General features: G+C 38.9%; 24 protein-coding genes. 19 read left to right on the top strand and 5 right to left on the bottom strand.

Annotation, left to right across the window (positions count from 1 at the left end; translation table 11 throughout):
* Positions 1–19: 19 nt before the first annotated feature.
* The 13 genes from AC106S_RS18330 (at position 20) to AC106S_RS18270 (ending at position 12,936) form a co-directional block, all read left to right on the top strand.
* On the top strand, positions 20–1,414 hold the full coding sequence (locus AC106S_RS18330; RefSeq protein ID WP_482441121.1) for an MATE family efflux transporter: 1,395 nt from the start codon (positions 20–22) through the stop codon (positions 1,412–1,414).
* A gap of 222 nt (positions 1,415–1,636) precedes the next feature.
* On the top strand, positions 1,637–3,118 hold the full coding sequence (locus AC106S_RS18325) for a hypothetical protein (protein WP_482441120.1): 1,482 nt from the start codon (positions 1,637–1,639) through the stop codon (positions 3,116–3,118).
* 233 nt (positions 3,119–3,351) lie between these two features.
* Positions 3,352–3,867, top strand: a complete 516-nt coding sequence (locus AC106S_RS18320; RefSeq protein ID WP_482441252.1) for a hypothetical protein — start codon at positions 3,352–3,354, stop codon at positions 3,865–3,867.
* A gap of 23 nt (positions 3,868–3,890) precedes the next feature.
* On the top strand, positions 3,891–4,718 hold the full coding sequence (locus AC106S_RS18315) for a DKNYY domain-containing protein (protein WP_482441119.1): 828 nt from the start codon (positions 3,891–3,893) through the stop codon (positions 4,716–4,718).
* Between the two features lie 257 nt (positions 4,719–4,975).
* Positions 4,976–5,212, top strand: a complete 237-nt coding sequence (locus AC106S_RS18310; protein ID WP_482441118.1) for a hypothetical protein — start codon at positions 4,976–4,978, stop codon at positions 5,210–5,212.
* A 364-nt stretch (positions 5,213–5,576) separates the two neighbouring features.
* The gene (locus tag AC106S_RS18305) at positions 5,577–6,440 is read left to right on the top strand and encodes a DUF4303 domain-containing protein (protein ID WP_482441117.1); all 864 of its coding nucleotides are present in this window, start codon (positions 5,577–5,579) and stop codon (positions 6,438–6,440) included.
* A 52-nt stretch (positions 6,441–6,492) separates the two neighbouring features.
* Positions 6,493–7,050: a DUF4303 domain-containing protein gene (locus AC106S_RS18300; RefSeq protein ID WP_482441116.1), complete on the top strand. Its 558-nt coding sequence runs from the start codon at positions 6,493–6,495 to the stop codon at positions 7,048–7,050.
* A gap of 62 nt (positions 7,051–7,112) precedes the next feature.
* Complete coding sequence (locus AC106S_RS18295; protein ID WP_482441115.1) at positions 7,113–7,853, top strand: DUF4274 domain-containing protein; 741 nt, start codon at positions 7,113–7,115, stop codon at positions 7,851–7,853.
* A gap of 28 nt (positions 7,854–7,881) precedes the next feature.
* A complete protein-coding gene (locus AC106S_RS18290) occupies positions 7,882–8,349 on the top strand; it encodes a hypothetical protein (RefSeq protein WP_482441114.1) in 468 nt (155 codons plus the stop codon).
* Entirely contained in the window at positions 8,346–9,110 is a 765-nt protein-coding gene (locus AC106S_RS18285) for a hypothetical protein (RefSeq protein WP_482441113.1), read from the top strand. The genes AC106S_RS18290 and AC106S_RS18285 overlap by 4 nt, the downstream gene beginning before the upstream one ends.
* A gap of 43 nt (positions 9,111–9,153) precedes the next feature.
* Entirely contained in the window at positions 9,154–10,002 is an 849-nt protein-coding gene (locus AC106S_RS18280) for a hypothetical protein (RefSeq protein WP_482441112.1), read from the top strand.
* A gap of 93 nt (positions 10,003–10,095) precedes the next feature.
* Positions 10,096–12,303 (top strand): tetratricopeptide repeat-containing sensor histidine kinase, encoded by a 2,208-nt coding sequence (locus AC106S_RS18275; protein WP_482441111.1) that lies wholly within the window; start codon positions 10,096–10,098, stop codon positions 12,301–12,303.
* 3 nt (positions 12,304–12,306) lie between these two features.
* A complete protein-coding gene (locus AC106S_RS18270) occupies positions 12,307–12,936 on the top strand; it encodes a response regulator (protein ID WP_482441110.1) in 630 nt (209 codons plus the stop codon).
* An 86-nt stretch (positions 12,937–13,022) separates the two neighbouring features.
* Here the strand turns inward: AC106S_RS18270 and AC106S_RS18265 are convergent, their stop codons facing one another.
* Both AC106S_RS18265 and AC106S_RS18260 read right to left on the bottom strand, forming a co-directional pair.
* Positions 13,023–13,589 carry a hypothetical protein gene (locus AC106S_RS18265; protein ID WP_482441109.1) on the bottom strand — a complete coding sequence of 189 codons (567 nt, stop codon included), beginning with the start codon at positions 13,587–13,589 and terminating at the stop codon, positions 13,023–13,025.
* 132 nt (positions 13,590–13,721) lie between these two features.
* Positions 13,722–14,804, bottom strand: a complete 1,083-nt coding sequence (locus AC106S_RS18260; RefSeq protein WP_482441108.1) for a resolvase — start codon at positions 14,802–14,804, stop codon at positions 13,722–13,724.
* Positions 14,805–14,960: 156 nt separating this feature from the next.
* On the opposite strand from AC106S_RS18260, the gene AC106S_RS18255 reads away from it, so the two are divergent.
* Positions 14,961–15,524 carry a hypothetical protein gene (locus AC106S_RS18255; RefSeq protein WP_482441107.1) on the top strand — a complete coding sequence of 188 codons (564 nt, stop codon included), beginning with the start codon at positions 14,961–14,963 and terminating at the stop codon, positions 15,522–15,524.
* A 98-nt stretch (positions 15,525–15,622) separates the two neighbouring features.
* Positions 15,623–15,736: a 30S ribosomal protein THX gene (locus AC106S_RS18250; RefSeq protein WP_082377253.1), complete on the top strand. Its 114-nt coding sequence runs from the start codon at positions 15,623–15,625 to the stop codon at positions 15,734–15,736.
* A 53-nt stretch (positions 15,737–15,789) separates the two neighbouring features.
* Here AC106S_RS18250 and AC106S_RS18245 read toward each other — a convergent pair whose 3' ends face one another.
* The 3 genes from AC106S_RS18245 to AC106S_RS18235 form a co-directional block, all read right to left on the bottom strand.
* Positions 15,790–16,443 carry a DUF937 domain-containing protein gene (locus AC106S_RS18245; RefSeq protein ID WP_482441106.1) on the bottom strand — a complete coding sequence of 218 codons (654 nt, stop codon included), beginning with the start codon at positions 16,441–16,443 and terminating at the stop codon, positions 15,790–15,792.
* An 80-nt stretch (positions 16,444–16,523) separates the two neighbouring features.
* Positions 16,524–17,783, bottom strand: a complete 1,260-nt coding sequence (locus tag AC106S_RS18240) for a protein O-mannosyl-transferase family (protein WP_482441105.1) — start codon at positions 17,781–17,783, stop codon at positions 16,524–16,526.
* A 2-nt stretch (positions 17,784–17,785) separates the two neighbouring features.
* Positions 17,786–18,295: a DUF2480 family protein gene (locus AC106S_RS18235; RefSeq protein ID WP_482441104.1), complete on the bottom strand. Its 510-nt coding sequence runs from the start codon at positions 18,293–18,295 to the stop codon at positions 17,786–17,788.
* A gap of 131 nt (positions 18,296–18,426) precedes the next feature.
* On the opposite strand from AC106S_RS18235, the gene lpxB reads away from it, so the two are divergent.
* The 4 genes from lpxB to AC106S_RS18215 all read left to right on the top strand — a co-directional run bounded on the left by lpxB (position 18,427) and on the right by AC106S_RS18215 (position 24,396).
* The gene (gene lpxB, locus AC106S_RS18230) at positions 18,427–19,533 is read left to right on the top strand and encodes a lipid-A-disaccharide synthase (RefSeq protein ID WP_482441103.1); all 1,107 of its coding nucleotides are present in this window, start codon (positions 18,427–18,429) and stop codon (positions 19,531–19,533) included.
* A 259-nt stretch (positions 19,534–19,792) separates the two neighbouring features.
* A complete protein-coding gene (locus AC106S_RS18225) occupies positions 19,793–21,562 on the top strand; it encodes a ComEC/Rec2 family competence protein (RefSeq protein ID WP_482441102.1) in 1,770 nt (589 codons plus the stop codon).
* A 143-nt stretch (positions 21,563–21,705) separates the two neighbouring features.
* Positions 21,706–22,368: a succinate dehydrogenase cytochrome b subunit gene (locus AC106S_RS18220; RefSeq protein WP_482441101.1), complete on the top strand. Its 663-nt coding sequence runs from the start codon at positions 21,706–21,708 to the stop codon at positions 22,366–22,368.
* A gap of 15 nt (positions 22,369–22,383) precedes the next feature.
* Positions 22,384–24,396, top strand: a complete 2,013-nt coding sequence (locus AC106S_RS18215) for a fumarate reductase/succinate dehydrogenase flavoprotein subunit (protein WP_482441100.1) — start codon at positions 22,384–22,386, stop codon at positions 24,394–24,396.

Raw genomic sequence — 24,396 nt, 5'->3', positions numbered from 1 at the left:
TTAAAATAATTACGGAGGTATGTCGAAATATATCAGTTTTATAAAAAAAGCACTGAGCGGTGAGGAAGCAGATTACACGAAAGCGGATATAAGAAGTGCCGTACTTCTTTTAGCTATTCCGATGATGCTGGAAATGGCGATGGAGTCTGTTTTTGCACTGGTTGACCTGTATTTCGTAGGCCATTTAAAAGAAAGCGGTTATGCAATACAGACGGTCGGGCTTACCGAATCTGTTCTTTCTGTAATGTACTCCATTGCGATAGGGATGAGTATGGCGGCAACTGCTCTGGTAGCCAGGAGAATCGGTGAAAAAAATCAGGATCAGGCTTCCAGAAGTGCGGCACAGGTTCTGCTGGTGTCATTTGCTGTTACTTTGATTCTAAGTGTGCTGGGCGTGGTATTTGCTGAAGAAATTCTGGTGCTGATGGGTTCAAAACCGGAAGCCGCAGCCTATGGAAAGAACTTTACCCGGATCATGATGGGAAGCAGCGTGATTATTATGCTTCTGTTCCTGATCAACGGGATTTTCAGAGGAGCCGGAAATGCAGCCATTGCCATGAAATCGCTATGGATTGCCAATATTGCCAATATTATCCTGTGTCCTGTGCTGATCAAAGGTTTTGGGCCGATTCCTGCTATGGGACTTACGGGAGCTGCCCTGGCTACAAGTATCGGAAGAAGTATAGGGGTTATTTATCAGTTATATCATCTTTTAGTGGCAGATACCCAGATCAGGATCAGGCTGTCTTATTTTAAGCCTCAGTTTGAGCTGATAAAATCTATTGTGAAAATTGCCACTCCCGGGATTTTTCAGTTTGTGATTGCGTCATGCAGCTGGATTTTTCTTGCCCAGCTGGTGGCTACTACCGGCGGAGAAGATGCTTCGGCGGGTTATCAGACGGCTTTGAGGCTGATGATGTTCTTTATGCTTCCGGCCTGGGGACTGAGCAATGCTGCGTCTACACTGGTAGGTCAGAATATGGGAGCCGGAGAAATGCTGAGAGCAGAACAGTCTGTGATGAAAACCGTAAAGTACAACGTCATCTTTATGCTGGCCGTAAGTCTTATTTTTTTTCTGCTGGGAGATTTTCTGGTAGGATTTTTTACCCAGGAAACTGAAATCAAGGCTTTTGCCAAAAATGCACTGCACATTATGAGTACCGGTTTTATTTTCTATGGAATAGGAATGGTGATGATCAATGCATTTAACGGAGCCGGAGATACCTGGACACCAACCTGGGTAAATTTTTTCGGATTCTGGCTGTTTCAGATCCCATTGGCCTATTTTCTTTCAAAACATCTGGGAATGGGACCGAAAGGCGTCTTTATATCTATTCCGGCCGCCGAAACTTTAATTACGATTGTCGCTTTTATTCTGTTTAAAAAAGGAAAGTGGAAAACGGTGAAAGTCTGATAAGAAAGGGTTAAGGAAGCTGGAAGAAGGGAGTTTTTAAGATCAGGATGATAACATAAACTCAATATATTTTTTAAAATTAAAACAGGTAAAAACGGGTGTAAATAGTTTGCAGCCGTTTTTTTTGTTTCCGCATCATCTGAAATATGGCTGATAATCGGGATTGTTTTATGCTTCAATTCTTTCTAATATTGATTGCTGAGATGAACAGAATTTTGAAGTATGAAAATAATAGTATTGAGTATCCTTTTTATGCTGACTTCAGCCACAGCCTGCACACAGGAAAAGAAAGATAAGGCTGCTTTAATTCCTTCAAAAGCCAAGACTATAAACAGTGTTCCGTTTTTAACGAAACAGAATGATTTCATTTACGTAGATAAGAGAAGCCTTAAACTTGTTACCGGCCGGAAATTCCGGAGTGCATCCGTATTTACACCCACCGGTTTTGCCGTTGTTGAAAATGAAAAGAACGAATATGCTGTCATCGATGAAAACGGTAAAACAGTTCTGGATTTTTCAGCCAGCCCAATCGGTTTGAATGTAGTAAACGGATTTACACTGTACAAAAAAGATATTGAATACGAGAAGAAAATGCCTGTCTGGAAATGGGACTGGAATATCATGGGGAGCGGCATCAAAAAAGAACAGACGTATCATAAAATAGAGATCGGAGTTGTAGAAACCCGGCAGGTCTTACTCCAAAAAGACATTCCGTATCTGGAAGATAGCTATTACCTGAATTTCGTTTCCGTAGATGAAAACCATGTGTTCTGGAACGGAACCCTTTACGAAATCAGAAAAGGACACTTCAGTAAAACGGAAAAGGATATTGCTGTTCTACTGAAAAATAAACGGTTTATCAAATCTTCCGGTACCACTTTCTCAATGTACGGACCGGATCAGAAAAAAGCAATTCACAGCGGGCTGCAGGGAACTGAAACGCTTTCAATCCGGTTTGGAAAGGAAGTTATCCTCCTGAATGATGTGAATAAAGAACGGTATGATCCGGAAGTTCCCAAACTTTTAACAGATATTGGAAGCGGTGAGGTTTATCCTTTTCCACAGTATGAAAAAGCATTTCCGAAAGAAATTACAAAGGCCACAGCTTCACAGATCGATTTCATAAAGAAAACATCTTTAGTGTATTCTATAACCGATTCGCCTTATTTTTTGCTGGGTGTTTTTAATTACGACCATGAGATCTGGGCCTACGACTGGCTTTATATTGATACCAAAGGGAATGTCACAGATTCTATTGATACCTATGATTTTAAAGTCCTGGATCAGGTGGGATATCTGGTCTGGCCTGACAGAAAAATGATTTTACCTGACCCATACGTTGACAAAAACTGGAAATTCGGTAAAATAAACTCTTACACCGGGATGAATGATCAGTACCTTATCAGGATTGAAGACGGAAAACAGGTAAGAACGATGGGCCTGTGGAACAGTCGTGAAAAAATATGGGTGATAAAACCTGAATATTATACGATCTCCGTTTTGGATGCAGAAAAACAGATCTATGCACTGCAAAAAGAGCAAGACGGCCTGTATATACTCTATGATCATAAGAATAAGAAAAATCCAGGTTCAAAGGCATATCAGTCTATTAATTCAGATGGCCTGGTGAATGTGAAACTAAGTTCCGGACAAACAGGTTATTACTATATTGATCTTGATACCGGAAAAGAATATAAAGAATGAGGTAGTGTTTTGTTACCCTGAGTGTAAATGGCTGGAAGAAAAAGGCTGAGAGCTGCTTTTCCTGATTTCCGGAATCACTGTTCCGGGCCTTGCTGTATTTTATTTTTGTCCGTTACTTTAAATCCAAACAGGGCAGAGATTAAAAAACCACTATTATCAGGGATATTTTGAGCAAACCCCTTTGATTATCTTTAACTCAAAAATTGATTAAAGATAAGAGGGTGAAACATTTCGTGATTTTGACTTCACTTTTTGCAGTATTGGGCTGCAAAGGCAATGCCCGGAAATTACAGGTTACTGCTATTTATACCGAGCCTAAACGGGTTATCAAAGAGATTCCGGGGGCTGGGGTAGCGCATGCGTATACAACTCATAAAGAAGTTACCGAACGTCTTGATCCTAAGATTTTCATGCTTTCCAAAAATGCCGAAACACTAAAGTTTCGTATACAGGGAAACATCAGTTCCGTTGGGCATACCATTAATCAGGTGAGAAAAATCCGTTTTGAAAAAGGAGAACACAATGGGAATACCATTATCCTGAGATATTATAATGAGGTCAAAAGAATTCCCGGTAAAGAAAGTGCAAGCGTACGAGGGTATAATTATACAAAGGATGAAGTCTACACAATACCAGTGGATGTTAAAATCATAAAAATCGAATTGTACGAAGAGCATATTAATGGTTCACCAGATACAAAACCAAAGCTTATTGCTCAACATACCTTTAATTTCTTTGCCAAAATATAATCACCTGAAAATGAATTCTAGCAATGCATGCACCTAGATTAATAAATATAGACCGGAATACTATTGCTGATTTTGATAAGGAAGCGGTATTTTTTGATCCGGCCACAAAATCCAGAATTTCCTATTGGACAGACGGAACGGATGTATATTGGCGTACAACAAAATTAAAAGTTAATCCGGAATGTTTTGGTGTATTTAATAAACTCTTTGCTAAGGACAACAAGCATTGTTTTATGCAGGATAAAAGACTGAAAAATGCGGATGTAAACAGTTTTGATGCATTAAATTATTGCTTTGCAAAAGACCGTCATTTTGTATGGTGTCTGGGCGGAAAATTTGAACCTTATGATATTGAGACTTTTGAAGTTTGTGATGATGGTTTAAATAAAAACCTGATGCATCAGACCTTTTATTTTTCAGACGGAAATTCAATTGATGGTATACTACAAATTTCCTCAGGGTATGCGAAGGATAAACATCAGGTCTATTGTTATGACCATACAGGTAAAGTGAAAATACTGAAAGACGCTGACCCTGAAACCTTTGTTTCCTTTAATGATGGTAAGTTTGCCAAAGATAGCCTGCATGTTTACTATTATTTTAATCAGATTAAAAAAGCAGATCCTGAAACATGGAAATTACTGGATCTGAAAGAAGGCTATTCCTGCGATGCAAAGCATGCGTTCAGATTTAAAACCTGTTTTGAAAATACTGATATAGCGACATTATCTATTTATGAATTCATCGATAAAGAAGGTAATACAACAAAATTTTTAAAAGATAAAAACGGATTGTTTGATTTGGACGGAACAAGGATTACAGAAGACAAACTGAAAAAAGATTATTCCTGAACAATAAGGATTTAAATGCTTCAACAGACTCAGCATGACATTACTTTGTATGAAGCAAAATATTTAAGAAGAAAATTTTGAAATACCGGTCGCTGAAAACAACATTACCTTACATTAGAATGATATGAAAAAAGAACTTGCAAACCCACCATCAGATAAACGTGATCGGGAACTTTGAGCAAAATCCCCCCGAAAGCCCAAAGGATTTACACGCGGGCATTTTTCTGGATCCTGATCTTAATATAATATAATTTATCATGCTTTCATCTGTAGATTTAAACCTGGAAAGATTGTTGTTTCTTACTGCTTTGATGCTGTTTTTAGGAGCAGGATTTTCATGTACGCTTATTATTTTTATCATTAATTCCATACGGAAGAAACATAAAAATGGCTGGTATTATATCCTTTTATTTCTGGTTTCAGGAAGTATTGCGGTGGTTTTGGGCGCATTTTATTTTTATACTTTAATTGAACAGGCTGCATCAGGTGTATAAAAAACCACTATTATCAGGGATATTTTCATTCGCTCTCTTTTAATACCTTTAATTCAAATTTTTATTACAAAATAGAGCAGTAAAACTCCTCATGATTTATCGGAACAATGATGCCTGAATTCATTGAAAAAAATGATTAACAAAGCCGGAAATTCAACGGTTTTGAGTATTGTCTTCCGACAGGATGGAACGCTTTTATTGAATAATATTAAAAGGAAACCGGCTGGAAGGTGCTTTATTATAACTGCTGACAGCCATTCGCCTTAGATAAACATTAATTTTTATAACTTTTATAGCTTTCTTTTTCACCCCAGATTAAAAATGAAAAATTCTTATTTCGAAAAAACACACACAATAAAAAAGAATGGGTAAAAACAGTAACAAAATAAAGCTGAGTGAAGAAGAAGCTGTAAAAGTAATAGTTGATCTCGACCGTATTGTTGTTTCACTTGATAAAATAAAAAACCATTTTGCGGAAGAGTCTGATTTTCAGAAACATGACAAAATGCTTAGTGATTATATCATCAATGAACAGGTAAATCAGACACTGGCACAAATAAGAGGTCTGTTATCCTCTAAATTTTCACTGAGTGTTGGTAAGGATGACATGGATGATCTGGAAAGAGCTTGCAGCACTAATAGATATTGGTCTCCGGAAAGTAAAGAAACTGCTGTTTCCGCAAACCTTGAGAACTGGCATGAAAGAAATCTTCCGGTTTTATCCGGTTCACTTGTGAATGAATTTGATGTTTACCATAAACTTTTCACGAAGAAAGAACAAAGCATGTATGCTTTTGCCCTGATACTGGATGATGATTGCCTTACCGCTTATTCAGCCGTTTCTACAACCGAAAGCTTAAAGAAAATCCATAAAAATAAAGAATGGGATGCTCCTGAATGGTGTCTGTGCGTTAATCAGGGCTCTGTAAAAGAAGGGGTAGACACTTTTACCGGACAGCTTTTGGATCGATATAGAAAGGATATTGTTCCATTATTTCAGCAAGGCTTTGACTATGCACCCGAACGGCAGAAAAATATGCAGTTATTTACAGATGCTATGCGCATTGCCAAACAGGAACTGGTGAAAAAATATGGAAATGAAATAGAAGAAATGGCTTTTTACCTTAGCATACCGGGAGAGCCAATTGTAGAAAAGAACAGTGTATTAGCCATCAATAATGAAGACAACACGAAAGTAAAAGAACTATTGGATAGTTTATATATTTAGAACGGAGTAGGAGGCAATAATGTTAATGATAGCCTGTTAAACAGAGATTATAATGAATTTAGATTTTGAGAAATTAGCCATACAGATTGAGGCTGCAACCCGAAAAACATTTCAGGAAATGGTCGCTAGTCATGCCGGTGAGAATATTTATGCTTTTGCATTATACAGTGACGAGGGTGCTATGACAGTATGTCCGTCAATCAATACAATGGATTTTTTATCCACCAGACCTCAGGACGACTTGACCTATTATACATTTGAGCCAGCAGAATGGTGCTATGAAGGTAGCAGACCTGGCGATGGATTCTCTGCAATATCCCATCAACTGTATGAAGCAATTGAAGAGGATCAGGAAGAGGTAGATGATGACGATAATGACGAGGAATTCGAAGAGTTTCAGCAAACTTTGTATCAAACATGTTTTGACGTTTTATTCAAATTAAAACAGGAAAATTTCTTTAAAAACCTTGTGGGGAAAGACATTTTCTTAATGTTTTCCGTAACTGATTATGAGTTTGACCGTAATAAGCTGAAAGAGATGATTATTTTACTGAATGATAATCCGTACCAACAGGAATATCTGGACTGGATGAAGACATGGCGCAAATAAAAGAAAAAACGCTATATGAATATTGTACAAAATGGAAAACCTTCATATAGATAATACAATTTATGGATCAATTAGGAGAGTTGATTAATGATAAGACTTCGGAAGAATTACATTACCTCGCCACCCATCATAATTGGGACAATGGTGTGGAAGTTTTACAACGGATTACAGAAAGTTCTGCTTGCAGTGAAGCGACCGCTCTGGAGTTATTCTGGCTGGCACAGCCACAGGATTTTCAGCAATATAAATTGGATATAACGCTAAAGGACGAATACCAGAACGAGGTGTTTGTGTTGCTGAAAACAATTTTAAGGAACTATCCTGATAGCTTTTATCAAAAAACAGCTATTCAGTTTGATCCGGCACCATTTTATGAAAATGAACTCATTATTCCCGACTGGATTTATCAGAAAACCAATGGCGAAGACAGCTATGTATACTACGAAGAGGATGGCATAGAAGGCTGGTTTGGTGCGGATTGGAAAAATAATATCCATCGTGCAGCATCTGCGATTGAATTATTCAACATAGCTTATTTTATGGAGGAACCAGAACAGGCAGCGTTGATTTTAGAGCATCCGTTATGTGATAAAGGAATTGCAGTTCTGGTATTTTGGCGACTGTACAACGAATGTGCTGTATATACCGAAACAAACGGGAAGCTAAAAGAGATAATTCACGATATTCTGTACAATGTTTATCCTGAGGTGTTGAGCTATGATCCTAAAACAGATGAAAAAGTAGATTACAAGAAGAAAAAGATAGTCTGGGAAATACCGGAAATATTTAGGAAATCGGTTTGAAACATACATATAATGATAAAAAAACACCATGATAAAAAAGAATACTGCTTTCCCGTTTTTGATTGTCCTGTTGATTATAATCTTCAGTTGCAAAGAACCTGAAAAGAAAAGAGTTAACTTTCCGAATGAGCTGAAAAATACCCATTGGATTGTTAATTACGGAGGGCTTATCAGCCCGGAGGGAGGGAATACCTATGATCTGTCAAAGAGAATAGATACCGCATTCATTTTAAATTTCCATGCCATAGATTTCCTGGATGAAGAAAAGTTCAGCAGTTATGATAATTGGGAATGTGGAAATGATTGCTTCACGAAAGTATACGGGAAGTATTATTTTACGGAAGTTCGCCAAATAAAGATGGAAGTTGACAGTATCAGCAAGTCCGTATTCTGTGACGTTCCGACCCGGGTTTTCAAGCCGTCAAAAGAAATGGTTTTCGACCTTGTTAAAAAAGGAACTCAATTAACACTCATAAGAAATAAGAACGTAAAATGACCGATTTAATAAAAATTTTCCCGGAGTACGAAGACGTTTTTTATGATGATATTGAGAATCATAAGAAATATTTTCTTCCGATTTGCTCAGTTAATTTAAAGATCATTGATCCGGCAGAAGATCAATGGCTGCATATTGTTTCTGTAAAGGAAATTTATGATGGCTGTGTTGGAGAAGATACACCGGAATACCATACAGAATATACCAAAGCGGATATGTTTGGTTTTGATGTGATTGACGGCAAATACAAATTTGATGCAGACTGGAACTATTTTTCAGCACATACCGAAATCTCTCCGGAAGATTACGGAAACAGTTATTCAGATCTAGAGATTGAATACAATATGAACGGAGCAATGTATCAACTGAAAAAAGAATATTACCAAAAACACAATAAGCTTTATGATAAAGATTTCAATCGGCCGGGTTTGGAGGTTTACGACATTCGCCGCTTAGAACGTTTACGTAAGCTTACGGTTGAAGATCTGGAGAAAGATAATGAGTCAGAATATGCAGAGGAACGTTTACAAAATAAGATTTTCGGTATTTTTGAAGAACTTAATACCAATGCGCTCCCCTTGGAAGAATGCAATTTCGGAGGTGAAAACCTCATTGAAAAACCCTTTAAACCTGACGGAACCCTGATGGATTATATTGCATGTTTGGAAGGCTATGATTTTCAGCAAAATTCTGCAGACCAAGTATTTTTATTTTATGACAAAGGACTTAAAAAAGCAGTCATTTGTTTAGAATACACTTAATCTGAAACTTAAAATACACGATAAAAGAGAAAAAACATTGTAGATGTACATAGGAAGCACAGCGAAAGAAAGACCGGACCGTTTTGTGGTGATAGAAAATGAAGATTCTGCCACGGATATTTTGGAATTAATGCAGGAAAAAAAGATTTTCAATCTGATTCTGGATGGGAAAACCTGTGATAGAGCTATTTTTGAACTTCCCGAATTCAAAGAAATCTTCGGAAATATCAATATCATTTACCTTTCTAATTTTGATATTGATCAAAGCGAGATTTTGTATGCCCTGAAAAATGCCGTTCGTCTTGAAATCAGAAAATGTACCTACAAAGGCAAAGAACCGATTGACTGGACTGTTTTTACACGGTTGGAAGAAGTTTTTACTCCTTATTCAAAGCGGTTTGTCAATCTGTTTACACATCCGGCACTGAGAACTATTTTCATTGAAAAATTTACGGAAGAAAACTACCGGTTTCCCCAAAATGAAATCCTGGAAACCCTGTCCATTGAAGGCAGTATTTCCTGTGATTGGTCCACGCTTACTCATTTTAGTAAATTAAAAGCACTGTACCTGTCAGAGATTAAGTCTTTAACATCAATCTCGTGGCTTGCCAATTTGAAAACATTAAAAGAGCTGGATCTAAGCCTTTGCAAAAATGTTGAGGACATTATAGAATCCGTTTCAGAGGTTAAAACCCTTACATCCCTTCATCTTTTTCAGAGCGGAGTTATAGAATCTCTGCAAAGCTTAACCAGTCTTACGAACCTGGAAGAATTGATTATTGAAAATAAAGGAAAATTAACGGACAAAAACATTTCTTTTCTAGATAAAATCCCTAACCTGGAATACAGCATTGAGATTGGAAGTTTTGGTGCAGGAAAGTCCCGGCCTTAATCTTTAATAAGAATGCTTCCGGAATTCATCATAGGTATTTTGTCTATATTTACATGCTCTAAGATAATACAGTTTGAAAAATATAAGAGTTTGATGTACAGGTTATTATTGATATTCACTTTGCTTGTTTTTCCGTTTTTTGTTCACGCACAGGATGCTTTAAGCAAATTGGAGAAGGAATATAACAATACCTCAAACCAAACAGCAGAAAGGCTAAACCTGGCTCCCAAATATGCCAAAGCATTATTTCTGCATAATAACAAAGATCAGTCGTATCAGATTCTAAATGCCAATATTCCCATTGCCGTCAGACAGAAGGATGGAAAATATGCCACCATTTTATATGCAGTTCAGGCAATGAATTACCGGCTTGACAATAAAGAAAGCGAATCTTCAAAAAGTCTGGACCTGGCTAAAATATATAGCTTAAAAACAGATAATAACGAAGCGAAAGGGTATTTTGAATATGCAAAGGGATGGATTTTAATCCGTAACAATAGAACAACAGAGGCCGTTGCCGCATACCTGAAAGCGATTGACTATTACGAGAGCTCACCAACCACTTCTACCCTGTACGGAAGATTTGCTACGACAGTTAAAGAACTGTCCGCAATCTATTCTAACCTGAATGAATACCAGCTGGAAGAAAAATACAGCAAGCAGTTTCTGGTGCTGGCATCCAGGCAGAATGATCCCAACCTGATCTTTGATGCGTACATGCGAATGGGGTATGTATACGAACAGAAATACATTCAGAATCCGTCTGATGTGGATTCGAGAAATAAAGCAGAGCAGTATTATCTTCAGGCAATTACGACTTTCAACAAAAACAGGGATGCGATGCTCAACAAAAGTAATCTCTCCTATGCAGCTATCAATCTGGCCAACCTGTACACCGGTTTTGAAAGAGATAAAGCAATGAAATATGCCCGGCTGGCTAATCAGGTGAGCCTTGAAACCGGCGATGCCATTCATATCGCTTCTTCATTTGGAATTCTGGCAGAGCTGGCCATACAGGATAAAAACTATGATTTAGCCAAGTCTTATTTCCTGAAAGCTTCAATGGAAATCGGGAAAAGCCCGGTGAGAGATCACAACATAGAACTCTCGATTCTTGAATCTCTGTCCCGGATCAGCGAAGAGCAGGGCAATTACAAAGAAGCACTGGCTTATTATAAAAGTTATGTAGATAAGTATAAAAGCGTTTATGACCAGGAAAAACTGGATATTACAAAAAGACTGGAATCACAGTTTGAGAAAGAACGGCAGGAACAGAAATATATAAAACTACAACTGGAAAGCGATAAAAAAGCACAGCAGATTAAACTGATCAATATTCTTCGGGCACAGCGCGAACAGGTTTATAACAACTTAAAACTGGTGGAGGAAAATCAGCGGGAACGGCTGAAATTTTCAGAGCTTGAGTCCGAAAAAAGAGCACAGCAGCTTCGCCTGGCAAAATTAGAAACCAGGCAGAAGAACAATGATATCAACAACTACAAAAAACTGCTGGCCTTCAAAGAAAAGATCAGTACTTATTATATCATTTTTATTGTGATCTCCGTGGTGCTGATCATCCTGTTGCTCTATGCCTATAAACAGCGGGCCAATTCGATGAAGCAGAGAGACGAACTGTTTGCTCTGGCCCTGGAAAAAGAGAAACAGAATTCAAAAATATCCACGCTTACGGCATTGCTGGAAGGGCAGGAACAGGAGCGTGGCCGCCTGGCCCGTGATCTTCATGACGGATTGGGCGGCTTGCTTTCAGGAACCAAACTTCAGTTGTCTTCTTTAGATTCCCACCAGTCAGGAAACATAAAAGAAGGAATTTCAAAATCGATCATCCAGATCGATGGTGCTGTGGAAGAACTGAGACGTGTAGCACACAATTTAATGCCCGATTTACTTATAAAATACGGTTTGGAAGCAGCCATTAAGGAATTTGCCTCCCGGATGTCCAGTAATGCACTGGAGATTCATACCGAATTTATCGGTTACACAGATTCCCTGTCGGAAGAAAGACAGCTGATCATATACAGGATCATTCAGGAACTGGTAAACAACGCGATCAAACATGCCGATGCTTCCGAAATTATTATCCAGATCAGTGAAGAAGATGATGTTTTAAATCTTACGGTAGAGGATAATGGCAAAGGTTTCGACCCGACAGTTTCAGAAGTAAGAAAAACGGCAGGTTTCCATAATATAGAATCAAGAGTCCGGTTTTTAAAAGGAACGATGAATATCACCTCCGAACTGAATATCGGGACCAGTATAGAACTTCAAATTCCTATTCATTAAACCATGATAAAAGTAGCTATAACAGACGATCATCCGCTTCTATTGGAAGGGCTGAAGAATATTTTAGAAAACAGCGATACCATAGATGTGGTCAACTGTTTCAGAAACGTTTCCGAAATGAATGAGGGCCTGGCAAAGCAGTCCGTTGATATTTTGCTTTTGGACATTAATCTGGCAGATACCAACAGCATCGAACTCATCAGACCTCTGAAGAAAAAATATGTAAACCTTCAGATTATTATGCTTAGCGTTCACAATGAGCTGCCTGTGATCAACAGTACTCTGGCAGAAGGCGCTTTGGGATACATTCAGAAAAATGCTTCAGTTTCCGAAATCCTGGAAGGGATTGCTGACGTATATACCGGCCGGCGGTTTTTATGTTCACAGACCAGATCTGTTCTGGAGAAAAAATCATCCAGCGGATTAAATCAGGTTCCGAAACTTACCCGGAGAGAAAAAGAGATTTTAGGCGAAGCAGCAAAAGGTCTTACGACGAATCAAATGGCAGAAAAACTTTTTATCAGTCCGCATACCGTAGAAAGCCACCGGAAAAATCTTATTGAAAAATTTCAGACAGCCAATCTGAGTTCAGCCATTAAACTGGCCATAGAATACGGTTTGATTATTGAATAACCGGTTTCTCTATTCAACAAAAAGGTCCGCTTACATCGTAAAAGCAGACCTTTTTTATATAAAATCAAATAATTAGGTGTCTCTCATTAATCTTTGAACCTCAGCGCAGCCTGGAACAGATTTTTCTTTCCTGTTAAATCATATTCCTCGTTATATACAGGCTCGTACATCAGCAGGTAAACTCTCCCGTCAAAATCTTTCAGGCTGACAGGCTGATCCGTCATAATGTCATAAAATCTTGTAACCGTGCGGGTGCCCGTCCACTGTTTTAAATTACCCTTAGGATTTTTATCGAATCTGTGATCTTTAGCATCGGTATAATACCAGTACGACGGTGCCTGATCCATCAGGAACAGCTCCTGGTTCTTATTATAAAGTTCCTCTGCCATACCTGTATTCTGAAACCATGGAACCTCAGCACTGTAAACACCTAAAGCAGCCGCGTAAATATCCTTATCCGTGGTAGCTCCCACTAAAAAGCCCTCGAGATTTGTAGAGGTAATTTCGAACTGGAAAGGAGTTTTTTTCAGATCATAGACATCATTGACCGGCTTGATTACTTTTCCGTCCTGTTTGATAACTACTTTCAGCGACTGTGCAAAAGTCATTAAACTTAATAAAGAAAAAAGGAGGGTTAAACTTATTCTTTTCATTGGATATCTTTAAACTGCTGCAAAGATATCGGACTTTGGTTCTGTAAACACTGGCTGGTTTCAGGGGTTTTTCAGCTTAATTGGCATCTTCAGTACCTATATTCCGGTCTCCATTTCCCATTCTTCCATCAACTAAAACAGCCCGGCCTTCAGCTGAATTCTGATGAAAGCCGTTTTCTGCTTTTTCCCCTTTGATGAAGCTGAATTAGCAGGATAAACCTCGGCATAAAAGGTCCTGTCATCCAGCCAGAAAGCTTTTGTTTCGTCAGCTATTTTGAAGGTGGTAAAATTCACGTACAGAAGGGTTTCCTGAACATGACTTTCCCCCGGATATTCCCCGATTTCAAAATTACTTCCCGTATCATCATTGACAGAGACGGAAGAAACTCTGTTTTTACCTGGAAGAATCTGGGGATAACCTGCGGTAAACAGCCGGAATTTATCCATAGGATCCGTAGATGTTGCATCATAAAAAGAATAATAGGTACCAGGAACATCTATGGAATGTTCTCTGAAAACCTCTAACCCCAGATAAGGCGACCGCCCTATATATTCATTCAATAAAGGACCGTCTTCCGTAGAAACATTTTCATGCTGTATAATCACAGGTTCTTTAGCGTTTTCTGTGAATACCCAGTTGTCGCCTTTCAGCTTTATATAAGGGTTCTTTACCAAAACTTCATTGATACGCTTTTTATAAGCTGCATCAAATTCCTGCCCGGAAACTTCTGTTATCATACCGTATTTGCTGAACGATTTATTTTTTAGATCCTGGGTCCCTTTAAACATACTGCTTCTGATCTCATCAAGATTCACTCCCTGCAAAGTCAGTTCGGATGCTGCCGTAAATTCGGATTTCAGCACAAAAGCTTCAATGCTGTTTGAAATGTTATTGTTAATACTGTAATGAATGGAGTAGAAGTCATCAAATTCCTCAAATCCATAGTAATTATCCAGTTTATTGTAAGCAATCTTCAGATGGGCAGCATCTTTATTCGGGGCTGTGAAAAACTGTACGGAGTCCAGCCTGGTAAATAGCTGAAAAGGGACCTCCTGCACATTATCTACTCCTTTTATCTTTTTAAAATCGGCAAATGTAATCGCTTTCTGTGCCATTTCAGTCTTTAGCTGATTCGTCTCTGACGTTTTATTTTTTGGGTTGCATCCTGCCAAAACCGCCATAGAGAATATAAAGGATGGATATAAGATTTTCATTTATTTTTTTTAGCAAAAGTATCGGTAATGAGGGGATTTATCAACAAAACTGCTTAATATAGGGTATAAATAGCTGAAAACAGGGATATATTGAGCAATCTGATTTAGGCAATTTTACAAACGTTAAATTTAAATAGTGTAAATTATTTTATAGCAATGAAAAATATAATAACCAGCTTTTCAGTAGCGGTCATTTTCCTGACCTCCTGTTCACCTTCTGCCGAAAAAAAAGTACATAAGGACGATTCCGTGGGGATAAAAAAAGCAGATACGGCTGCTGTACTTCCTCCTGCAAAGAATGTAACATTAAAAGCAGAAATACCGGCTGACTTCTCAACATTAGTTCCTGTTGATGTGCTGAACGGTAAAAGCACCAGTGTATATGAAAAATATGGTATTGAGTTTTCCGGCAACTGCTATTCATGCGATTTGGCCAGGCTATCCGTTACAAATAACAAAATAGTATGGACCAACGTCTGTGATGAAAAAGATACTTTTGAAATCAACGGTTTTACATTCTCTGATGAAGGAAACAAAACGATTCTGAAAACACAGGAAAGGACTTATATTTTGACCAAAATAGATCAGGCACCGGTTTACGAACTGGTTATAGAAGGACAGAAGCTGGAATTGAATAACAAAAGAGTATCCCGCTATTTTACTACCCAAAAGGCCTTGTCTCTTTTCAAAGAGCATGACTGTGGCGACTTTGAAGGATAGCAGAATACTTAACTCTTTTATAAAAATTTTAACAGCTTTATTCCCTGGGTTTTAAGCGGTATTTTGTAAATTCGTTGTTATCAACAAAATACTTTACTATGGGAAAAGGAGACAAAAAATCGAGAAGAGGTAAGATCAATTCGGGAAGCTATGGAAAAAGAAGACCGAGGAAATCCTCAAAAAGAGCTGCCGAAAACAAAGCAAAGTCTTAAAAGTAAAAAGGCCGGAGAAATTTCTCCGGCCTTTTTCAGGTATACAAATTAAATTATTTTCCTCCTAAAATATTTCCCAGGATACTGCCTAAGCCGCCTCCCTGCTGCTGGCTGTTTCCTCCTCCAAGAACACTTCCAAGAATGTCATTCAGCGGGCTTCCTGAAGATTGGGACTGTCCGCCTCCTAAAACACTGCCCAGAATGTCATTCAGAGGATTAGACTGCTGAGCCTGTGCCTGGTTGGATGCATTTCCCAGGATTCCTCCCAAAAGATCTCCCAAACCTCCTGCACCTACATTGCTCTGCTGTTTTTCTTTTCCGATATATCCCATCACCACAGGAGCCAGCATCGCAAGGATAGGTCCTATTTTATCAATGGAGATCCCGGTATTCTGAGAAAGCTGGTTTTCTACGTTGCTTTTCTGTCCTCCGAAGATATGGTCAAGGATAGATCCGCCTTCAGCCTGTCTGGATTCGATCTGTGAAGCATCGTTAAGGATACTTCCGTCGTGGTCCTTGTCCAGGGCATTGTTCAGGGCTTCTGCTTCTTTGGAGTCCTGTGATTTATTTCTTAGGTAAGAAATAATCAGAGGGGCAGCGACAGCCAGTAAAGCGATAATCTGGTTTCTGCTGATTCCAAATTTGTTTTCAGCCTGTTCAGCAACCTGATTGCTGGTATTCCCTGTAAGTAGGTCAATTAAACTCATGTTTGTGTTTATTTAAAATTAAGTGAACCAAAGTTATCAAAAAATATGCCTCATAAAATTTCCGTGGTTCATAATTATTGTTAAAGTTTTCGGATTTCTTCTTCGGTATATCCTTTGCTTTTCAGGAGTTTGATGTATTCTTTGGCACTGGCAGTCATCCAGCCCATACGGTCCGGAGCCTTTTTTCCATCGATAATGAATGCCAGGATTCCTTCATTGTCATTCATCCAGGGAACCAGATAATAATTGAGTCCTCCTTTGTATTTTTTATATTCATGAAAACTTCGCCCCTTTTCAGTTAAAAAGGCAGCGTGGTATGTTGCATAATATCCTAACGGAATAAAAAGACATACCCATGAGAATTTCTTTAACGGGGCATATTGTGCCGAAGCAAGACCGTATCCGATAGACAGGGCAAAAATAATATTAAAAGGAAGGAAGAAGACATAATTATCGGAAACTGCATAAAAAGTAGAAAATCCGTATACACATACCGCCGCGGTAAAAAACACAAAAAACATTTTTTTATCGTTTTTGTATAAGCGGATCATTCCCATAATGCCGAAAAAGACAAAAATGTTGAAATTATAGATCAGATAGCCCACAGACTGCAGGAAATCCATAATATACTGTACAAAGCTTTTTTTGAATGTATTCTGTATCCACACCGATCCTTCAGCAGTGTAAGGAGAATTCAGAGGAAGCCCCTGAGAAAGATTCATTACGGAAAGCAAACAGAAAAACAGAAGGAACAGCAGGAAAGAAGAAATCACATACCTCTTTTCAGCCCTGAAATAAAACAAAAAGACAAGAAGGGCAGGAATGAGCAGGATATTCTGGATATGCAGCCAAAGACTTATTCCCAGAAACAAACCGCTCAGGACGATATAATTTTTTTTGTTTTCTGTAATAGCCTTGATCATAGAGAAAAAGAAAAGGCTTATCCAGAGACAGTTATAAGTATATACTTCCACGATTTCCGCATTTCTCCAGAAGGAAAAACTGAAGCCGAAAACAAAAGCTGCGGTAATGGAAACCCACTGTATTTTTGTGATATTGTTTACCATCAGGTAAATAAGGGACACGGTTGCAGCCCCGGAAGTAATGACCAGCAGCCTGCTTGTCGCAATGGCATCCAGTCCGGTAATATCTTTAAGCAGAATTGCCGTATTTACATACAGAAAATGGGTAATGGCCGTTGCAATAGTGGCGTATTGGCCTATTTCCACGGTATGAACAAAACCTACACAGTCTGCGAAAGGGATTCTGCTGAAACTGCCTGCATAATAAATTACTGAAAAAATAAAAAATAAAAGCAGGGCCGGTAAATATTTAGACATAATTAATTCTTTACAATCGGCACATTGGAGCATGCCTCACCAAACATTAGAGATTTTACAATCGGTTTCAACTGTTCAACCAGTTCAATATAGGCATTTTCCGGAATTTCTTTATCCGAGCATCCTTTTACCAGTACTCTTTTTCCCCTCATTTCATCAAAATCATGGCGCTGGATGGCGTTATGCATTAAAATTACTTCAAGATCTTCGCGGTTGCCGAACACAATTTTTCGGGTAACATCTGTCAGTTTGGCTGTCAGTAAAAAATAGGCCCAAAGCGGAACAATGGCTTCTGCCGAATTATAGATATACACATAAGTATCACGATATTCTTCAATATCTATGGCAGCTACTTTTTCACGGAAATCCTTTTCTTTAAGGATCATTTCCATGAACAGGAAATCTTTAAGGTCGATTCCCTTCCTTACCCCTTTCGGAACGAGGTCTGTAAGATCAAAATTGATCAGTCCGCTTTCCGCAACTTTATTCCGGATTTCAAATTCTTCTGACATTTTTATCATTATCTTTGAGCAAATTTACAAATTAGATCGATACCAGACTTAATTTGTTCTCTATCCTTATCATAGAAGCCTCCCATGATGAAAACCAGGTGAGGCAATAAAATAAAAAGATTTCGAAAGAAATGAAATATTACATTATTGCAGGTGAAGCTTCCGGAGATCTGCACGGAAGCAATTTAATGAAAGCCCTTAAACAGAAGGATGCCCATGCCGAATTCAGGTTCTGGGGCGGGGATCTTATGCAGAAGCAGGGCGGAACAATCGTAAAACATTACCGCGATCTGGCATTTATGGGATTTCTGGAAGTTGCCATGAACCTGAGAACGATTCTGAACAACATCAAATTCTGCAAGGAAGATATAAAAAACAATAAACCTGACGTACTGATCCTGATCGATTATCCGGGCTTCAATTTAAGAATTGCCAAATTTGCGAAAGAGCTCGGGATCAAAGTCGTGTACTATATCTCTCCGCAGCTTTGGGCCTGGAAAGAAGGAAGGGTAGAGATCATCAGAAAATATGTGGATGAAATGATGGTGATTCTTCCTTTTGAAGAGGATTTTTATAAAAAACACGGCGTGCATTCCCATTTTGTAGGACATCCGCTGCTCGATGCAATTTCTACACTCCGGGAGATCCGTACTGAAGACTTTAAGAAAGAAAACGGACTGAATGAAAAAGAGATCATCGCACTGCTTCCCGGCTCCAGAAAACAGGAGGTGGAAAAGATGCTTGAAATTATGCTTTCCGTAAGACCGCATTTTAAAGATTACCAGTTTGTAATAGCAGGTGCCCCAAGCCTGCCGAAGGAATTTTACCAGAAATATGTAGATGATAATGTACATTTCGTTTCCAACAGAACCTATGACCTGCTGAGATGCTCCAAAGCCGCGTTGGTTACTTCAGGAACCGCTACTCTGGAAACCGCACTGCTGAATATTCCCGAAGTGGTATGCTACCGGGGAAGCCGGATCTCTTATGCCATCGCCAAAAGACTGGTAAAGAATATCAGTTATATTTCCCTGGTCAACCTGATTATGGACAGGGAAGTCGTAAAGGAGCTTATCCAGAATGATCTTACGACCCCCAACCTGGTGAATGAACTGAATAAAATGCTGAATGGGGAAACAAGAAACAAAGTGTTGAAAGAATACAGCCTTTTAAGAGAAAAACTGGGCGGAAAAGGAGCCAGCGATAATGCTGCCGATGTTATTTTAAAGATGATTTAAATTTTCTTACTTTTAAAAAAAAGGACTGAAAAAATCAGAACGGATCTCCATGTATTGATGATTTTATCAGATATCCGGGCAGGCGGACATTCTGTTTCCGGAGAATAAACATGAATTTCTTTCTTATTTTATTGATTTCTATAATAAAAATTCAGGCGCTATGTTGTTTTCTTCACTGATGTTTACCCGAAGTATTCAGTAATTACAGAGCTTATAACGGATTGGTTAATTTCCTATATTGGTGAGATAATTAATTCAGTTGAACAGGCAGCCTCATTTTATTTTAGCTTTATGTTTCATTCTGGGAATTTTCTTTCAGGATCGTTTTTTGTTGGATAAAGAATCTGTTTATCTTGTTATAGCAGGCTGTATTCTGATTTTCATTCTGACTTTTTTTCATTCCTACCGGCTGTGTAAATCAAAAGGAATACTCCTAATGCTGATGTTTTTCGGAACGGCTGTTACGCTTCATTCCTTTAATACTTTTCAGCCTCGGAACCTATCCGTTCCTTCCGGCGGAGCGATTGTTTTTAAGATTTCAAAGAAGCTGAACTCAACAGATAAGAATAAGAAATATGAAGCTGATGTTCAGTCGGGGAAAGAAAGATTTGCTGCCGTAGTCTATATCCCTTCAAAAAATAAGGAACTGGATTTTAAACACTATTACCGGTCGGAAGCTTACATTTCAAAACCTGAACCTCCACGGTATGATTTTCAGTTTAATTATTCCGGCTACCTGAACAGGAACGGCATTGAATACCAGTGTTATATTCAGAAAGATATCAGTTCTGTCGTAAGAAATGACTTAACGCTTATTGAAAAAGTCAGGCAGCAGCGGCTTGAAATACTGCAGAAGATCGATCGGTCGGCAATGTCCGGTAAAACAAGGGAGTTTTTAAAAGGAATGATTCTGGCTGACAGAACAGAGATTGGTTCTGAGACCGTACAGGATTTCAGCAGGTCCGGCCTGGTTCATTTCCTTGCCATATCCGGAACCCACATTGTTATTATTTTCGGGATTTTTTACTTCCTGCTTACCCGTTTCAGCCCACTGCGATTCAGGAAATATGCAGTAGTAATGAGTCTTGTTTTTATCTGGCTGTTTGCAGGATTTATAGGATTCGGAAACTCGGTGGTGCGTTCCTGTATCATGCTGAGCGTGTATTTTGTATATGTGCTGCTTCAGCGAAAACCGGATCTGCTTCATTCCCTTTCCTTATCAGCACTGATCATCCTGTGTCTGGATACCCGCCAGATTTTTGATGTGGGATTTCAGCTCAGTTTTCTTGCTGTTCTGGGAATCTTTTGGCTGAATCAGCCTTTGCTGAGATATTTCCCCAGACAGGACCATTATCTGAAAAAACTGCTGTTTAGTACAGTTTCCATATCGCTGTCTGCCCAATTGGGCACACTTCCTCTGGTTTTATATTATTTTCATCAGTTTTCACTGATCTCTTTTCCTGCCAATATTCTGATTGTTCCCTTTTCTGAACTCGTTATCGTATTTTCATTCCTGATGACCTTTCTTATTGCGTTTCAGCTTGATTTTATGCTGATAAACATGGTTTATGATTTCTCTGTTCATATTCTGCTGAAAATAATTCACTGGCTGGCAAAAGCTGATGCAGTCTACTATTCAGATATTCCGATGAATGCTGCAGAAGTATTCCTTTTATCCGGAATAGTATACATGCTGGGTGTGATGCTCAGGAAGTATAGCCTTAGAAACGGAGTCCGGCTGATGGTTGTCGTGGTTCTGTTTTTTGTTTTCCGTACAGGATTTAATGTTTATGAAGGCCGGAAGAATGAAATTCTATTTCATGAAATGAATAAAAGTAAATTTTTTTCAATAAAAAAAGGAAATAAAGTAGGCTTTTGGGTGCCTGAAAATTCAGATGAGAAGAAAATCCGGAAATTTATTATCAGCCCTTACTGCTCTTCCAGAAGGGTTCACTACTTTTACTTAAAGACATTCCCATCAACAGTACAGCGCGTGGAATATCAAGGCGAAATTTATGATTTAAAATAGACTTTGCGAAATTCATTTTTCCTGTATTTACAACGTATTAAGCTCTTATTTAGAAAGATTACAAACTGGCTAATTGTGAGATTTCTCACTTTTCGATATTGTTAACATTTCTTAATTTTGTGGAAATTCAAATTTAAACTTATATGGCAGGTTTAACGAGTTCTACGATAGGTAGAAAATATGCTATGGCATTATCAGCTATGTTTTTGCTGATTTTTCTTATACTGCATTTGACAACCAACTTATTATCAGTTCTTAACCGTGATGCTTTCAATACCGCATCTGACTTTATGGGCTATAATCCGTTTGTGCAGTTCTTAATGCAGCCTATTCTTGGTTTTGCAGTTATTTTCCATTTTGTAATGGGGTTTGTTCTGGAAATCAAGAATAATAAAGCACGTCCGGTAAAGTACGAATCAAACAACCCTTCTGTGAACTCTTCATGGATGTCCAGAAATATGATTATTTCCGGTGCTGTTGTTCTGGCTTTCCTTGCGCTTCACTTATATGATTTCTGGTTTCATGAAATTACCTACAAATATGTAGACGGAACAGCTCCTGATGCTGAGCGTTTCTGGCCGGAACTTCACGCGAAATTTGCAGACCTCTGGAGAGTTGCTTTATATGTGATCTCTTTTGTTCTGTTGGGATTACACTTAGCTCACGGATTTCAGTCTTCGTTCCAGTCTGTCGGGGCAAGACACCCAAAATATACTCCGGTAATCAAAGCCTTCGGAAAATGGTATTCTATCCTTATTCCAGCAGGTTTTATTTTTATCGCAATTTATCACTTTGTAACTCAATAATATCAATATACTAATATGAGTAAATTAGATTCAAAAATTCCGGCAGGTCCTTTAAAGGATAAGTGGAAAAATCATAAAGACCATATGAACCTTGTTGCCCCAAACAACAGAGATAAGATTGATATTATTGTTGTAGGAACAGGTTTGGCAGGTGGTTCTGCGGCAGCTACTCTGGCGGAGCAGGGATATAACGTAAAAGCATTCTGCTACCAGGATTCACCGAGAAGAGCACACTCTATTGCTGCTCAGGGGGGAATCAATGCTGCTAAAAACTACCAGGGTGACGGTGATTCAACCTACCGGTTATTCTACGATACCATCAAAGGTGGTGATTATAGGGCTAGAGAAGCTAACGTATACAGACTGGCGGAAGTTTCTGCCAATATTATTGACCAGTGCGTTTCCCAGGGGGTTCCTTTCGGTAGAGATTACGGAGGCCAGCTGGATAACCGTTCATTTGGTGGGGTTCAGGTAAAAAGAACCTTCTATGCCAAAGGACAGACCGGACAACAGTTATTGTTAGGTGCCTATTCTGCAATGAGCCGCCAGATCGGTAAAGGAAGAATCAAAATGTACAACCGTCACGAAATGTTAGACCTTGTTATTGTTGACGGAAAGGCAAGAGGAATTATCGCAAGAAACCTGGTAACAGGTGAAATCGAAAGACATTCTGCTCACGCAGTTGTTATCGCTTCGGGAGGATACGGAAACGTATATTTCCTTTCTACCAACGCAATGGGATCAAACGTTTCTGCAGCATGGAAAATCCACAAAAAGGGAGCTTACTTTGCAAACCCTTGCTACGTGCAGATTCACCCTACATGTATTCCGGTTCACGGAACTCAGCAGTCCAAACTGACTCTGATGTCTGAATCACTAAGAAACTCCGGAAGAATCTGGGTTCCTAAAAAAATTGAAGATTCAGTAGCCATCAGAGAAGGTAAATTGAGGCCTGAAAATATCAAAGAAGAAGACAGAGACTACTACCTGGAGAGAAGATATCCTGCATTCGGTAACCTTGTACCGAGAGACGTTGCTTCAAGAGCAGCTAAAGAAAGATGTGATGCCGGATACGGAATCGAAAATAATGATACTCAGGAAGGAGTTTACCTTGATTTCTCCACAGAGATCATGAAAAAAGGTAAAGAAGCCGCTATCGAAAAACATATCCATAATCCTACCGATCAGCAGATCTATGATCTTGGTAAGAAGTGGGTTGAGGAGAAATACGGTAACCTTTTCGTTATGTACGAAAAAATTACAGCCGATGATCCATACAAAACCCCAATGAAGATCTATCCTGCGGTTCACTACACCATGGGTGGTGTATGGGTGGATTATAACCTTCAGTCTACCATTCCGGGATGTTTCGTAATTGGTGAAGCCAACTTCTCCGATCACGGGGCGAACAGACTGGGAGCATCTGCACTGATGCAGGGGCTTGCAGACGGATACTTCGTACTTCCTTACACCATTGCAGATTACCTTTCTGCAGATATCAGAACCGGAACGATTCCTGTTGATTCAGATGCGTTTAACGAAGCTGAAAAAGGAATTAAAGATAAAATAGATTTCTTCCTGAACAACAAAGGAACCCATTCAGTAGACTACTTCCACAAGAAACTGGGACACATTATGTGGAACAAAGTGGGAATGGGAAGAACTCCTGAAGGATTGAAAGAAGCAATCAAAGAAATTGAAGAAGTAAGAAACGACTTCTGGAAAAATGTAAAAGTTCCTGGTGAAGCAGATGGTATGAACACTGAGCTTGAAAAAGCATTCAGAGTAGCAGACTTCCTGGAACTAGGACAACTAATGGCTATCGATGCTCTAAACAGAGAAGAATCTTGTGGCGGTCACTTCCGTTGGGATCACGCAACTCCTGATGGAGAAGCGGAAAGAGACGACGTCAACTTCAAATACGTTGGAGCCTGGGAATATCAGGGGAATGATATCAACGCGGAAGTGTTGCATAAAGAAGAACTGATCTACGACAACATCGAGGTTAAAACTAGAAGTTACAAATAA

Source organism: Chryseobacterium sp. FR054 (assembly GCF_056844565.1).
This window is presented reverse-complemented; position numbering and strand designations above follow the sequence as displayed.

Coding starts and splice junctions, on each gene's coding strand:
- AC106S_RS18300 (WP_482441116.1), top strand. CDS start 6,493: ATGAATTTAGATTTTGAGAAATTAGCCATACAGATTGAGGCTGCAACC.
- AC106S_RS18265 (WP_482441109.1), bottom strand. CDS start 13,589: ATGAAAAGAATAAGTTTAACCCTCCTTTTTTCTTTATTAAGTTTAATG.
- AC106S_RS18220 (WP_482441101.1), top strand. CDS start 21,706: ATGGCAGGTTTAACGAGTTCTACGATAGGTAGAAAATATGCTATGGCA.
- AC106S_RS18280 (WP_482441112.1), top strand. CDS start 9,154: ATGTACATAGGAAGCACAGCGAAAGAAAGACCGGACCGTTTTGTGGTG.
- AC106S_RS18260 (WP_482441108.1), bottom strand. CDS start 14,804: ATGAAAATCTTATATCCATCCTTTATATTCTCTATGGCGGTTTTGGCA.
- AC106S_RS18215 (WP_482441100.1), top strand. CDS start 22,384: ATGAGTAAATTAGATTCAAAAATTCCGGCAGGTCCTTTAAAGGATAAG.
- lpxB (WP_482441103.1), top strand. CDS start 18,427: ATGAAATATTACATTATTGCAGGTGAAGCTTCCGGAGATCTGCACGGA.
- AC106S_RS18325 (WP_482441120.1), top strand. CDS start 1,637: ATGAAAATAATAGTATTGAGTATCCTTTTTATGCTGACTTCAGCCACA.
- AC106S_RS18255 (WP_482441107.1), top strand. CDS start 14,961: ATGAAAAATATAATAACCAGCTTTTCAGTAGCGGTCATTTTCCTGACC.
- AC106S_RS18270 (WP_482441110.1), top strand. CDS start 12,307: ATGATAAAAGTAGCTATAACAGACGATCATCCGCTTCTATTGGAAGGG.
- AC106S_RS18285 (WP_482441113.1), top strand. CDS start 8,346: ATGACCGATTTAATAAAAATTTTCCCGGAGTACGAAGACGTTTTTTAT.
- AC106S_RS18245 (WP_482441106.1), bottom strand. CDS start 16,443: ATGAGTTTAATTGACCTACTTACAGGGAATACCAGCAATCAGGTTGCT.
- AC106S_RS18235 (WP_482441104.1), bottom strand. CDS start 18,295: ATGTCAGAAGAATTTGAAATCCGGAATAAAGTTGCGGAAAGCGGACTG.
- AC106S_RS18275 (WP_482441111.1), top strand. CDS start 10,096: ATGTACAGGTTATTATTGATATTCACTTTGCTTGTTTTTCCGTTTTTT.
- AC106S_RS18290 (WP_482441114.1), top strand. CDS start 7,882: ATGATAAAAAAGAATACTGCTTTCCCGTTTTTGATTGTCCTGTTGATT.
- AC106S_RS18295 (WP_482441115.1), top strand. CDS start 7,113: ATGGATCAATTAGGAGAGTTGATTAATGATAAGACTTCGGAAGAATTA.
- AC106S_RS18240 (WP_482441105.1), bottom strand. CDS start 17,783: ATGTCTAAATATTTACCGGCCCTGCTTTTATTTTTTATTTTTTCAGTA.
- AC106S_RS18305 (WP_482441117.1), top strand. CDS start 5,577: ATGGGTAAAAACAGTAACAAAATAAAGCTGAGTGAAGAAGAAGCTGTA.
- AC106S_RS18250 (WP_082377253.1), top strand. CDS start 15,623: ATGGGAAAAGGAGACAAAAAATCGAGAAGAGGTAAGATCAATTCGGGA.
- AC106S_RS18310 (WP_482441118.1), top strand. CDS start 4,976: ATGCTTTCATCTGTAGATTTAAACCTGGAAAGATTGTTGTTTCTTACT.
- AC106S_RS18315 (WP_482441119.1), top strand. CDS start 3,891: ATGCATGCACCTAGATTAATAAATATAGACCGGAATACTATTGCTGAT.
- AC106S_RS18330 (WP_482441121.1), top strand. CDS start 20: ATGTCGAAATATATCAGTTTTATAAAAAAAGCACTGAGCGGTGAGGAA.